The sequence below is a fragment of the Luteibacter mycovicinus genome (genome assembly GCF_000745235.1).
GTDB lineage: Bacteria > Pseudomonadota > Gammaproteobacteria > Xanthomonadales > Rhodanobacteraceae > Luteibacter > Luteibacter mycovicinus.
Genome location: NZ_JQNL01000001.1, coordinates 2,305,726 through 2,318,336 on the forward strand (window position 1 = coordinate 2,305,726; position 12,611 = coordinate 2,318,336).

Annotated in this window: 13 protein-coding genes and 1 pseudogene; 11 read left to right on the plus strand and 3 right to left on the minus strand. The window is 64.9% G+C overall.

What is annotated here, in order from left to right; genetic code table 11:
* The first annotated feature begins 76 nt into the window (after positions 1-76).
* Genes FA85_RS10320 through FA85_RS21470 form a run of 3 tightly spaced genes read left to right on the plus strand, consistent with a single transcriptional unit; the run spans position 77 to position 1,775 of the window.
* The gene (locus tag FA85_RS10320) at positions 77-625 is read left to right on the plus strand and encodes a lipocalin family protein (RefSeq protein ID WP_081907264.1); all 549 of its coding nucleotides are present in this window, start codon (positions 77-79) and stop codon (positions 623-625) included.
* A gap of 56 nt (positions 626-681) precedes the next feature.
* Entirely contained in the window at positions 682-1,512 is an 831-nt protein-coding gene (aroE, locus tag FA85_RS10325) for a shikimate dehydrogenase (protein WP_036108955.1), read from the plus strand.
* Between the two features lie 8 nt (positions 1,513-1,520).
* Positions 1,521-1,775 (plus strand): YkgJ family cysteine cluster protein, encoded by a 255-nt coding sequence (locus FA85_RS21470; RefSeq protein WP_081907629.1) that lies wholly within the window; start codon positions 1,521-1,523, stop codon positions 1,773-1,775.
* An 18-nt stretch (positions 1,776-1,793) separates the two neighbouring features.
* On the opposite strand, the gene FA85_RS10330 is transcribed toward FA85_RS21470, so the two are convergent.
* Positions 1,794-2,459 (minus strand): lysozyme inhibitor LprI family protein, encoded by a 666-nt coding sequence (locus tag FA85_RS10330; protein WP_343122865.1) that lies wholly within the window; start codon positions 2,457-2,459, stop codon positions 1,794-1,796.
* A 115-nt stretch (positions 2,460-2,574) separates the two neighbouring features.
* Positions 2,575-3,189, minus strand: a complete 615-nt coding sequence (locus FA85_RS10335) for a LysE family translocator (protein ID WP_036108951.1) — start codon at positions 3,187-3,189, stop codon at positions 2,575-2,577.
* A gap of 250 nt (positions 3,190-3,439) precedes the next feature.
* Here FA85_RS10335 and FA85_RS10340 point away from each other — a divergent pair.
* Positions 3,440-5,746, plus strand: a pseudogene (locus tag FA85_RS10340) (TonB-dependent receptor family protein).
* An 11-nt stretch (positions 5,747-5,757) separates the two neighbouring features.
* Here the strand turns inward: FA85_RS10340 and FA85_RS10345 are convergent.
* Positions 5,758-6,216 carry a membrane protein gene (locus tag FA85_RS10345; protein WP_036108949.1) on the minus strand — a complete coding sequence of 153 codons (459 nt, stop codon included), beginning with the start codon at positions 6,214-6,216 and terminating at the stop codon, positions 5,758-5,760.
* Between the two features lie 197 nt (positions 6,217-6,413).
* On the opposite strand from FA85_RS10345, the gene FA85_RS10350 reads away from it, so the two are divergent.
* The 7 genes from FA85_RS10350 (at position 6,414) to FA85_RS10380 (ending at position 12,505) form a co-directional block, all read left to right on the plus strand.
* Positions 6,414-6,947, plus strand: coding sequence for a hypothetical protein (locus FA85_RS10350; RefSeq protein ID WP_036108945.1), 534 nt, complete (start codon positions 6,414-6,416; stop codon positions 6,945-6,947).
* 88 nt (positions 6,948-7,035) lie between these two features.
* Positions 7,036-7,332, plus strand: coding sequence for a hypothetical protein (locus FA85_RS10355; RefSeq protein WP_036108943.1), 297 nt, complete (start codon positions 7,036-7,038; stop codon positions 7,330-7,332).
* A 42-nt stretch (positions 7,333-7,374) separates the two neighbouring features.
* Positions 7,375-7,908 carry a gamma carbonic anhydrase family protein gene (locus tag FA85_RS10360; protein WP_036108940.1) on the plus strand — a complete coding sequence of 178 codons (534 nt, stop codon included), beginning with the start codon at positions 7,375-7,377 and terminating at the stop codon, positions 7,906-7,908.
* Positions 7,909-7,999: 91 nt separating this feature from the next.
* Positions 8,000-10,045, plus strand: coding sequence for a M3 family metallopeptidase (locus tag FA85_RS10365; RefSeq protein WP_036108936.1), 2,046 nt, complete (start codon positions 8,000-8,002; stop codon positions 10,043-10,045).
* A 63-nt stretch (positions 10,046-10,108) separates the two neighbouring features.
* The gene (xth, locus tag FA85_RS10370; RefSeq protein ID WP_036108933.1) at positions 10,109-10,876 is read left to right on the plus strand and encodes an exodeoxyribonuclease III; all 768 of its coding nucleotides are present in this window, start codon (positions 10,109-10,111) and stop codon (positions 10,874-10,876) included.
* Positions 10,873-11,544, plus strand: coding sequence for a YecA/YgfB family protein (locus FA85_RS10375; RefSeq protein ID WP_036108931.1), 672 nt, complete (start codon positions 10,873-10,875; stop codon positions 11,542-11,544). Before xth ends, FA85_RS10375 begins: the two co-directional genes overlap by 4 nt.
* A gap of 130 nt (positions 11,545-11,674) precedes the next feature.
* Positions 11,675-12,505, plus strand: a complete 831-nt coding sequence (locus FA85_RS10380) for a pirin family protein (protein WP_036108928.1) — start codon at positions 11,675-11,677, stop codon at positions 12,503-12,505.
* Positions 12,506-12,611 lie beyond the last annotated feature (106 nt).

Consider the following 12,611-nt stretch of genomic DNA (forward strand, 5'->3'; position numbering starts at 1 on the left):
GAGGCTAGGCGCCCCCCGTCTCAAAACCCGCGACCCGTTGACCCGCCGTTGATCCCGACGGGTGGAAGCTTGCCTCATGAACCGAATCCCGATGGCGTTACTCATGGTGGCCGGCATGGCGACTGCCTCCTGCGCGGCCGACGCGCCCCTCAAGGCCGTCGATCACGTCGACCTGCCCCGTTACATGGGCACCTGGTACGTCATCGGCAACATTCCCAACTTCGCCGAGCGCGGCAAGGTCGCCACCGCCGACGAGTACCGGCTGAAGCCGGACGGGACCATCGACAACCTCTACCACTACCGGAAGGGCTTCGATAAGCCCGAGAAGATCTGGCACGGCAAGGCATGGCTGCCCGATCCGAAGGACACCGCCCGCTGGAAGGTCCAGCTGCTCTGGCCGTTCCGCTCCGACTACACGATCCTGGCCCTCGACCCCGATTACCGGGTGACCATGGTCGGCCTGCCTTCGCGGAAGCTGCTGTGGATCATGTCGAAGGACCGGACCCTGGACGACGCGTCGTATCAGCGTCTGCTCGAGCAAGCGCGGGCGCAGGGTTTCCCGGTGGAGCAGATGCGTAAGGTTCCGCAACGTCCCGAAGACGCGGGCAAGCCCGGATTCCAGTAGCCGTTGCTAGAATCCGCGCACGGATCGTGAGTCCGGATCGAGAGCCAGGAGCCTCCATGAGCGCTGAAGCGCACCGTTACGCCGTCTTCGGTCACCCGATCGCGCATTCGCTGTCCCCGCAGATCCATGCCGCCTTCGCCGGGCAGCTGGGCATCCAGCTCAGCTACGAGGCCATCGATGCCGCGCCCGCCGAATTCGAAGAAGCCGTCCGCCGGTTCTTCGCTGAAGGTGGCCTGGGCGCCAACGTGACGCTTCCCCACAAGGAAGCCGCTTTCGCGCTGGCCACCGAGCGCACCGACGCCGCCGCCCGCGCGGGTGCGGTCAACACCCTCACCGCGCTGGTCGGCGGCAAGATTCAGGCACACAACACCGACGGCAGCGGATTCGTCCGCGACGTCACCGAACGCCACTCGCTCGATCTGCGCGGCCATGACGCCCTGCTACTGGGTGCCGGCGGCGCGGCCAAAGCCGTGGCCTGGGCCCTGATGGACGCCGGCGTGCAGACGCTGACCATCGTCAACCGCACGCCCGAGCGCGCCGACGCCATCGCCGACGCCATCGGCGAGCCTGCCCGCTGCCATACCCGTTACTGGGACGGCCTCGACGGCGAGTGCTTCGATCTGGTCGTCAACGCCACCTCCATCGGCGTCACCGGTGGCACCTTCGACCTGCCGATGTCGATCCTGCAGGACCACAGCACCTGCTATGACCTGTGCTATGGCGCCGCCGCGGCGAGCTTCAAGGGCTGGGCGACGGCCGCCGGCGCGCGCTACTTCCGCGATGGTCTGGGCATGCTGATCGAGCAGGCCGCCGACGCGTTCGAGCGCTGGCATGGCCAGCGGCCGGATACGGATCCGGTGTATCAGCTCCTTCGCCAGCGGTTCTGATCGTGGTGATGGCCTGCCGCACCGGCTGCGGGGCCTGCTGCATCGCTCCGTCCATCAGCTCACCCATCCCCGGTATGCCGAACGGCAAGCCGGCGGGGGTGCGCTGTATCCAGCTGACCGATGACAATCGCTGCGCGATCTTTGGAAAACCGGAGCGTCCGAAGGTGTGCGGCGGGCTTCGACCCGATGCCAGCATGTGCGGCCCCGACAGGAATTACGCCGTCGCATGGCTCGACAGGCTGGAACAAGCGACGAGCCCATGACGACGGCCGGTAGCGGTCCTATCCGCCGTAACACTGCGTATCCGTGAATTTCCGAAGTTCATCGTCCGACCCCACTCCTACAGCCTCCATGGCGAAACGCCCATTCATATCGTCGTTGCAAATCATCACCCGTCTCCTTTCGGACCTGCTCTGCCATACGCAAAAGGCACCAAACGTATGGTTCGAGTCCTTCAAACCGACAGGCAGGTCCACCAGACGGTCGCATCCAACGATGACTCCCGCACTTCGCCGCTTCTTGAGCGACTGATTGAACGAGTCGATCCTGGCCGCGGAATCGCGGTATGTGACCACGCTACGACACGACCTGCCCTCAGGTATGTCGCAAGCGGCGTGGTTGAAGATGACGCGACCATTGCTGGACAGCAGTTCGATTCGCCGCGTATAGGCGGCATGGAGGCAATCGCTCGTCTCGCACACATCGCGGACGTAACGGATCCAATGCCGCTGTTCGACCAGCAGCCGTGGCTTGCTGGCTTCTTCAGCAGCATTGAGCGCGCTTTTGTAGGCATCCGACATGCGTGCGTCGATGGCCGATAGCCCGGGGTCGGAACACACGAGTTGCTCAGCTTGAGACGAGGCCTTGCTACAGTCGAAGCTGGCAGCAAATGCGGGCGCTCCGGAAAACAGAAGCAGCGAAGCTACGGTCCATCGCACAAAAGACACTCGGCGTCCTCCGATGACAGGGTTTCCGCGTGAGTGTTACATACGTCCGCATGAAACGTCAGGGCGCGTCCGCAGTCTTCACTCGAGCCCAGGCAAGCCGTGCGGACGGATGTTTTCAGCGAACCAGTTGGCGAATCCCCAGCGCGACGATGAGCGATCCACAGATCCGGTCGATCCACGCCTTGCCGCGACGGTAGCGGGCGGCCACGCTCGGGGTGGCGAACACCACTGCGACGAAGCCGTACCAGAGCGAGGCGACCACCGCGACAGTGGCGATCATGCCGATGAAAGTCGGCAACGACACATGCTTCGGTGCGGCCGATGCGAACACGGCCGCATAGAACGCCATCGACTTCGGATTCGCGATATTGGTCGCGAAGCCGGTGCGGAAGGATTGCAGATAGCTGCCTCTCTCCTGCTGCATGACCGCGGTGCTCGCGCTACCGGCCTTGATCAGTAAGCGACCACCGAACCAGATGAGGTAAGCGGCACCCGTGACCTTCACCGCCAGGGCGATCCACGGGAAGGTAGCGAACACGATGCCGATGCCGAGAATCGCGCAGCTGGCCCAGAACAGGTTGACCACCACCACGCCGCCGACCATGGCCAGTGCCTCGCGATGACTGGTGGAGGCCGCCTTGTGCGCCACTGCGACGAAGTTCGGTCCCGGGATGACCACGCCCACCGCGTAGACGGAGAAGACAGTGGCGATGGCGGCCCAGTCGATCATGGGGCAGGAACTCCGCGCTGGGGAAGGCGATACCCGAAGGTAGCGGGTTCAGGTCTCCATGTCATCGCCCCGGATGGATGGCACCTTGAAAGGGCACGGACGGCTAAACGTCCGCGCGAAGATCGAAAGATCCTGCGTCGGTCGACACGGTCACATATTCGTCGACCGTCAACCAGCCGTCATCTGCGAGTAAACGACGTTACATGCGCAGCCATGAGTCTCATCGGTTTATTCCTCCAGGGACCCACCGATGACGTTCGCACGTGCTTCGCTTCGTCGTACCGCACTTGCCACAGCGCTTGCACTTTCGCTGCACGCCGGCTTCGTCCACGCTTCTGATGACGACAAGGGCAGCCCCGCCGCCGACACGTCGGCAGCCACGAACAAGGATCCCAAGCAGCTCGAAGCCGTCTCGGTCATCGCACCGGGCGAAACGCGCCAGGTTCAGAGCATCGGCATCGACGAGATCGTGCGTCAGCAGACGCCGGGCACCAGCGCGTTGAAAGCACTGGATAAACTGCCGGGCGTGCAGTTCCAGTCCGCCGATCCCTGGGGCGCCTACGAGTGGTCCACGCAGATCACGCTGCACGGCTTCGACCAGTCGCGACTGGGCTTCACCCTCGACGGCATTCCGCTGGGCACCATGGGTTATGGCGTGACCGACGGTCTGCAGGTCACCCGCGCGATCACCTCGGAGAACCTGGCGACGGTGGAACTGGCGCAGGGCGCGGGTACGCTGGGCACCGCCTCCAACACCAACCTCGGTGGCACCGTGCAGTTCTATTCCGCCGACCCGGATATGAAACCGAGCGTGCGCTTCAATCAGGTCATGGGTTCCGACTCCACCAGGCGCACCTTCGTGCGTGCGGACAGCGGTGACTACCACGGCTTCTCGATGTACGTGTCGTTCGACCACGCCGATACCGACAAGTGGAAGGGCTATGGCGATCAGAAGTCGAACCAGGCGAATCTCAAGGCGTTGTACCAGTAGGGTGACGGCAACCGCGTGAGCCTGTTCGTCGACAGCAGCAAACGCAAGGAATACGACTACATGGATCTGTCCCTGACCAGCCAGAAGGCGCTGGGCTGGAACTGGGACTATCTGCAGCCGGACTGGAATACGGCGGTCGGTATCGCCAATGCGCTGAACGGCAACGGCGCGTATCCCGCCTCGCTCAATGCGCTGCCGGCCGACTACGACAAGGGCGACGCCACGTATTACGCCGGTGGCGGTATCCGTCGTGACACCCTCGCCGGGCTGTCCGGTTCGTTCAATCTGGGCGGCGGCGTCACACTCGATACGACGGGTTACTATCACGCCGATCGTGGCGAAGGTCAGTGGGCCACGCCGTACCAGGCGTCCTCGCCTACCGTGCCGATCTCGATGCGCACCACCGACTACGGCCTCGATCGCTACGGCCTGACCTCGGCACTGAAGTTCTCGCTGGGCAACAACGACATCGAAGTCGGCGTGTGGGGTGAAAACGCCAACACAAACCAGGAGCGCAACTTCTTCACCCTCAGCGGCCAGTACACCTCGCTCTATACCGTGTACAACGACCAGTCGCCTTTCCTGCGCGCGTTCCTGCAGCATTACGAGACCAGGACCCGCATGGGCTATGCGGAGGACACGATCCACCTCCTCGACGACGCCCTGACGATCAACGTCGGTGCGAAGTCGCTGCGCGTGACCACCGATGCCACCTCGCTCGTGCCGACCACCGCGTTCGCGCAAGGACAGATGAAGGCGAGCAAGGGCTTCCTGCCGCAGGCTGGTGTCGACTACAAGCTCGACGCCAATCAGGACATCTATGGTTCGTACGCGAAGAACATCGCCGCGTTCGGCATCACGCCCTTCAGCACGTCGCAGGCGTCGTTCGATGCAGCGAAGAGCCAGCTGAAGCCGGAAGAGTCGCAGACCTGGCAGGTCGGTTACCGCGCACACGGCGAAACTTTCGAGGCATCGCTTGGCCTTTTCTATACGCGTTTCGAAAACCGACTGCTCGTCACCACACCGTGCCCGGCCGTGGTCACCTGCGCCTCCTCGCTCAACAACGTCGGTGACGTGAAGAGCAAGGGCGCCGACCTCGCCTTTCTGTGGAAGCCGGTCAGCGGCCTGAGCTGGCTCAACTCGCTCTCGTACAACAACTCGAAGTACCAGGACGACTACCAGAACGCCGGTACCGTCGCGACGGCGGACAAGTACGTCGTCGGCGTACCGAAGACGATGTTCTCCAGCTCGGTCAACTACGAGTTCTCCGGCTGGCGCGCCAACCTCGAAGCCAAGTACACGGGCCGGCGTTACATCACCTATACGAATGACTCGGCCGTGCCGTCGTACTGGGTGGCCAACGCCGGTATCGCGTACGACTTCGGTGCGGTCTCGGTGTTCAAGGCGCTGAGCATCGGTGCCAACGTCACCAACCTGTTCGACAAGCGCTACTTCGCCTCCACCGGTACCAACGGCTATGTCGCCTCCGACCCGGACGGCTACAACCAGACCTTGATGGCCGGCGCGCCGAGGCAGTACTTCGTGAACCTCAACGCGCAGTTCTGACCGGTCTGGTCTCAGGCGGCGCAGACCACCGCGACCGCCAGCACGATCGCCACGGCGTCCTCGATGAGGGCGGCGGGGCGATCGCTGCGGAAAGCGGCGGCCATTTTCGCGCGTACCGCCGAGCCGCCGAGCGTGCCGATGACGGCACCGGCGACGCCCGCGACGATGCCGCCTGTCAGCATGGCGTGAGCCGCGCCGATACAGCCGCCGGAGAGCCCGCCCAGCACGATCCGGGCGCCGAACTGCGGCGGAACCTTGCGGCTGGGCGTCTTCGGTAGCTGGTCGGTGACCAGTTCGCCGAGCGCCGCGATGCCGAAGATCCAGGGTGTCCAGGCGTAACCCATGAAGGCGAGCGGCGTGCCGGTCAGCGCCAGGCCGCCGAAGCGCGCCGCGAAGGCGACGGCAGCCGGGGCCATCATGGCGCGGAGACCGGCGACAACGCCGATGAGCAGGGCAAGCAGCAGGATCATGGCGGCGTTCCTTTCCTGGAGGTGCGGCCATTCAAGCGCGGCCGGTGGAACGGGGATTGATCAAAACCATCCTTGCATCGGTTTCTCGAGGCCCACCGTAGCGGAATTGCAACAATGCGGCGGGAACATGTCCCGCCCGCCGGGGCCGTCCGACAGGGGGCCGGCCTGGTCGCGGGCGGTTCCCCCCGGATCTCCCCATGTCCAAGCCAAACATCGCCGCGGTTCCCCGCCGCGCGATCATCACCATGGTCATCGCGGCTGCGGCCCTCGCCGGTACAGCCGCGGTCATTTTGCACCAGCGTACGACCGCCACGGCCGAAGCCAGCCTGGCCGATCTCGCAGCGGCCGCTCCCGCGAACGCGGGCAGCGACCCGTCGGGCGTCGACATCCTGCTGGGGCTCGCTCGTGACGCCACGCGCGAAGGAAGGCTGATCGCCCCTCAGGGCAACAATGCCTACGAGTACTACCTCAGTGTGCTGCAACTGGAAGCGAACAATGCCACCGCGCAGGACGCGCTTCGTGAGACGCTGCCGTTTGCCTCCAGGGAAATCGAGCGGCAGATCAACCGTCGTGAACTGGAAGACGCACGTCGCGAGATCGCGTTGCTTCGCGACTACGATCCGACGAACTACACCCTGATCATTCTGGGCGCCAAGCTCGATGCCCAGCAGCAGGTGATCACGGCCGAGGATGAGGCCAGGGCCGAGCAGATCCGCCGCCGCAACGGTTGACCGATCGATGGAGGTGCGACGGGATTCATGAACCGTCGCACCCTCCGGCGGCATAATCCACGCTCCCCCAGGCAAGGAGCCTCGCCCCATGCATCGTCTCGCTGTTCTCTTTTTCACCGCCGTGCTCGGCGCCGCGGCCCTCGTGGCCTGCCAGACCGCTCCGGCCGCTCAGCCGAAACCTGTCGCCGGATTCGTCACCGACATGAAAGCCTTCGACGCGTTCATCGCCACGAAGCCGACGCCCGCGCAGTTCCACGCGGCCTATCCCGATGTCACGCTGGTCACTCCGGACATGATGAGCACCCGGGAAATGCGCCAGAACAACAGCCGTTACTTCCCCAAGCTGGACAGCGAAGGCCGGATCATCGGCGGCTCGTTCATGTAACCGGCCGGGCGGGCCGATGGCGCGAAGGTTTAGAATCGCGCCATGACCCACTCGATCCGGCCCTTCAAGGGCATCCTTCCCCGCCTTGGCGCCCGCGTATACGTCGACCCGGCCGCCACGGTTATCGGCGATGTCGAACTGGCCGACGATGTCTCGGTCTGGCCCGGCGCGGTGGCCCGCGGTGACGTGCACCACATCCGCATCGGTGCGCGCAGCAATCTGCAGGATGGCGCGATCATTCACGTCACGCACGACGGCCCATACAGCCCGGGCGGCTTCCCGACGATCATCGGTGAGGACGTCACCATCGGCCATGGGGCGGTCATCCACGCCTGCACCATCGAGGATGCCTGCCTGATCGGCATGCACGCGACCGTGCTCGACGGCGCGGTCGTGAAGAAATACGGCTTCGTCGGCGCGGGGACGGTCATCCCGCCGGGGAAGATCGTGGGCGAGCGCGAACTCTGGCTGGGCAATCCCGGCAAGCTGGTCCGCGTGCTGAGCGACAAGCAGGTCGAACAGCTCTATTACTCGGCCGCCAACTATGTGCGCCTGAAAGACGACTACCTGGCCTGACCGGCCCTGAACGTTGCGTCCGGCGCGACGCACTGCCGCTTGATTTGCCTCCCTCAGGGCTCCACGCTGGGTGCCTGAGAGGAGATCGACCATGGATACCAGCACCAACCCGCTTCTTGATCCGAACGGCCTGACGACGTTCTCGGCCATCCGTCCGGAACATGTCGAGCCGGCCATCGACAGCCTGATCGCCGCCGAACGTGCCGCTATCGATGCCATCGCGGCGGCCGATGCGCCGCGCGACTTCGAGCACGTGATCCTGGCCCAGGAGCGCCTCGACCAGACCATGTCGCGCGCATGGTCGCCCGTCAGTCACCTGCACTCCGTCGCCGACTCCGAAGCGCTGCGCAAGGCGCATGGCGCCGCGGAAGAAAAGCTCACCGAGCATGGCATGGAAGTCGGCCAGAACCGCGACCTCTACGCCGCCGTGCAGGCCGTGGCCGACCGTGCGGATTTCGCGGAGCTGCCGGTGGCCGAGCGCGCGGCCGTCGAGCACGCGCTGCGCGATTTCCGCCTGTCCGGCGTCGCGCTCGAAGAGCCTGCGCGCACCCGTTTCCGCGAGATCGGCGTCGAGCTGTCGCGGCTGACCACCGAGTTTTCCAACGCCGTGCTCGATGCCTCCGAGGCCTGGCACAAGCACATCACCGACGAACGCGACCTGGCCGGTATCCCGGCGTCGGGCCGTGCGGTGCTGCGCGAATACGCACGGGAAGAAAAACTCGACGGCTACCTCGTCACCCTGAAACAGCCCAGCGTGCAGGCCGTGCTGACCTACGCCGAAAACCGCGATCTGCGTGAGGCCGTCTACTACGCCTACCAGACCCGCGCCTCGGACCAGGGCCCGGACAAGGGCAAGTTCGACAACTCCGGGCGCATCGAGAAGATCGTCGCGCTGCGCCACGAGGCCGCCCAGCTGCTCGGCTTTGCCAACGCCGCCGAAGAATCGCTGGCGACCAAGATGGCCACCTCGCCCGAGGTCGTGCTTCGCTTCCTGCGCGACCTCGCCGCGCGGGCCAGGCCGGTCGCGAAGAAGGAACTGGAAGAGCTCCGCCACTTCGCCTCCGAAACACTGAAGATCGACAACCTCGAGCCGTGGGACGTCGGCTTCGCCGCCGAGCGCCTGCGCCAGCAGCGTTATGCGCTGGACGAGGAACAGATCAAGCCGTACTTCCCGGCCTTCGCAGCCATCGACGGCCTGTTCATGGTGGTGGAGCGTCTGTACGGCGTCCGCTTCGTGCCGCGCGACGACGTGGACACGTGGAACAGGGATGTGAAGTACTACGACGTGGTCAATGCCGACGGCAGCGTATTCGCCGGTGCCTACCTCGACATGTACGCGCGCTCGGGCAAGCGCGGCGGCGCCTGGATGGACGTGGCAGCCTCGCGTTTCCGCGACGGCGAGCAGCTGCAGCTGCCGATCGCCTACCTGACCTGCAACTTCCCGCCGCCGACCGACGGCGCGCCGGCGCTGCTCACCCACGACGACGTGCTCACCCTCTTCCACGAGTTCGGCCACGGTCTGCATCACATGCTGACCGAGGTGGATATTCCGTCCATCAGCGGCATCGAGGGCGTGGAATGGGATGCCGTGGAACTGCCCAGTCAGTTCATGGAAAACTTCGCCTGGGATCGTCAGGCCCTGCGCGAATTCGCCCGCCATTACGAGACGGGCGAGCCGCTTCCGGATGAGCTGTACCAGCGGATGCTCGACGCGCGCCACTTCCACGCCGGCTTGTTCCTGGTCCGGCAGTTGGAGTTCGGCCTGTTCGATTTCCTGCTGCATCTGGAATACGACCCGGCCGTCGGCGCCCGTCCGATGGACGTGCTGGAGAAAGTTCGGCATGAAGTGGCCGTGCTGCATCCGCCGGCCTGGCAGCGTTTTCCGCACGCCTTCACCCACGTCTTCGCCGGCGGCTATTCGGCCGGGTACTACAGCTACCTGTGGGCCGAGGTCCTGTCCGCCGACGCGTTCGAGCCCTTTGAGGAAGCTGGCGTGCTCGACCGGGCGACCGGCGAGCGGTTCCGCAAGGAAGTGCTGGCGGTCGGCTCGACCCGGCCGGCGCTGGCGTCGTTCACGGCGTTCCGCGGCCGGGAACCTCAGCCCGACGCTCTGCTGAAGAGCTACGGCCTGGCCTGAATTCCCGGCGGGAGCTGGCGTCCACCGCCCTAGCCGCGCGCGGCTTTCCTTTACAATGGCGCGATGAAGATCGCGTCGTGGAACGTCAACTCGCTCAAGGTCCGCCTGCCCCATGTCCAGCAATGGCTGGGGGAGGCGCAGCCCGACATCCTGGCGTTGCAGGAAACCAAGCTCACCGACGACAAGTTCCCGGCGGACGAAATCGCCGCGATGGGCTATCGCTCGGTGTTCTCCGGGCAGAAGACCTATAACGGCGTCGCCATCCTCGCCAGAGATGAGCTGACCGACGTCGTCACCGACATCGACGGCCTGGACGATCCGCAGCGCCGGATCCTGGCGGCTACCGTCGGCGACATCCGCGTCGTGAACCTGTATGTGGTCAACGGCAAAGCGCTGGGTGACGAGAAGTACACCTACAAGCTGCACTGGCTGGCGCGGGTGCGTGATTTCCTCGAGGCCGAGCGCGCCAGGCACGAGAAGCTGGTCGTCCTCGGCGATTTCAACATCTGCCGCGACGATCGCGACGTCTACGATCCCGTGGCATGGGGCGAGGACATCTTCTGCTCGCCGCCGGAACGCGCCGCCCTGCAGGCGCTGCTGGACGTCGGTCTTCACGACAGTTTCCGTCTTTTCAACGAAGATGCCGGCCTTTTCAGTTGGTGGGACTACCGCCAGGCGGGATTCCGCCGCAACCTCGGTCTGCGGATCGACCTCATCTTGATCAGTGATGCGCTCAAATCCCTGGCGACCTCGTCGATCATCGACAAGGCACCGCGCACGTGGGAACAGCCGTCCGACCACGCGCCCGTCGCGCTGGAGTTGAAGCTTTGAACACACCCAAGTCCGAATGGCCGAGCTCGCTGGATGACGCCGAGCTCGAAAAACTCGACATCTATCTGCGCGCCCACGGCAACGACGGCGATCTGATGCTCGACGGCGTCCATGGCCTGTTGTCGGCGATCGCGGTCGGTCCGCTCGAGGTCAAGCCCGAGGAATGGCTGCACGAAGTGCTGCACGACGCCTTCGAGGACGAAGACGAAGGCAATGCCGTGCTCGCCCTGCTCGCCAAGCTCAACGATTCGATCAGCGCCGAACTCGACGTCGACGCCTACGAGCCGATTCTCGGTGAAATCGACACCGAGGATGGCCCGATGCTGTCGGCGGCTGGCTGGTGCGAAGGTTTCAGCCGCGGCATCGACATGCGTGCGCAGCTCTGGGAAAACCGCCTGGCCGAAGACGCGAATCTGATGCAGCTGCTGGGACCGATCATGGCCCTGGCGGTCGATGAGGGCGTGCTGCAGGCGGATGCGGAGTTCGAGAAACTGACCGACGACGAATACGACGAATGCCTGGGTCAGCTGCCCGAGGTGCTCAATGCCGTCGGTGAGTACTGGCGGACCAACGGCCCGACCGAAGACGAGCTCAAGGCGATGACCCGCCCGCGCGGCGAGAACGACGACGGTCCGCCGCGGCAGCGTTCCGGACACTGGGTGCACTGAGCGCATCGCCGGCCCTGACTGCGATCCGTGCGGCAGTGCAGCCATTCGCGGAACAGTCCGTTCTTGTCAGACGACTTGGTCTCCCGTGTGAATACCGGCATCTTGTAACGATCGAATCCGGAGCACCGTCATGACCCAACGAACCATCGTCCGCCGCGTGCGCGGCATGGATACCGCCGACGGCGCCGGCGTGAAGCTGAAGCGTGTCATTGGCCAGCCGGCCCTCGACATTCTCGACCCGTTCCTGCTGCTGGATGAATTTCGCTCGGATCAGGAGGGCGACTACATCGAAGGCTTTCCGGACCACCCGCATCGCGGCTTCGAAACTGTGACGTACATGCTCGCCGGTCGCATGCAGCATGGCGACAACAAGGGCAATCGCGGTGACCTCGGTCCCGGCAGCGTCCAGTGGATGACCGCCGGTAGCGGCCTGATTCACTCCGAGATGCCGCAGCAGGAAGCCGGCCTCATGTGGGGCTTCCAGCTGTGGGTGAACCTGCCCGCCTCGGACAAGATGATCGCCCCGCGTTACCAGGACATTCCGCCCGGCGACATTCCGGTCGTGCAACCTGCCGATGGCGTGACGGTTCGCGTGGTCGCCGGTGAACTGGCTGGCGCGACGGGACCCGTATCGGGCATCGCCACCCAGCCGGTCTATCTGGACATCGCCCTCGACGCAGGCGCCCGTTTCGATCTCAGCCTCCCCGAGGGGCACAGTGCGTTCGCCTACGTTTTCGACGGCACCTCGGCGACGGTCGCGGGCGGGCCGCTGGCGCGCAGCGAACTGGCCGTGCTCTCGAAGGGAGATACGGTCAGCTTCGCCGCCGACGAAGCCGCGCGTGTCCTTCTCGTGGCGGGGCGGCCGCTGGACGAGCCGGTTGCCCGCTACGGCCCGTTCGTCATGAATACGCCGGCACAGATTCACGAGGCGATCGCCGATTTTCGCGCCGGTAAGTTCTGATTCGGCGATGATCCGAAACTGAACAAATGCCGTGAGTTCCCTCCGCCGTTTAACCGGCGGACGGGAAGGCCTAGCTACGATCGGCCCCCTACGCATTCGCGAAGGT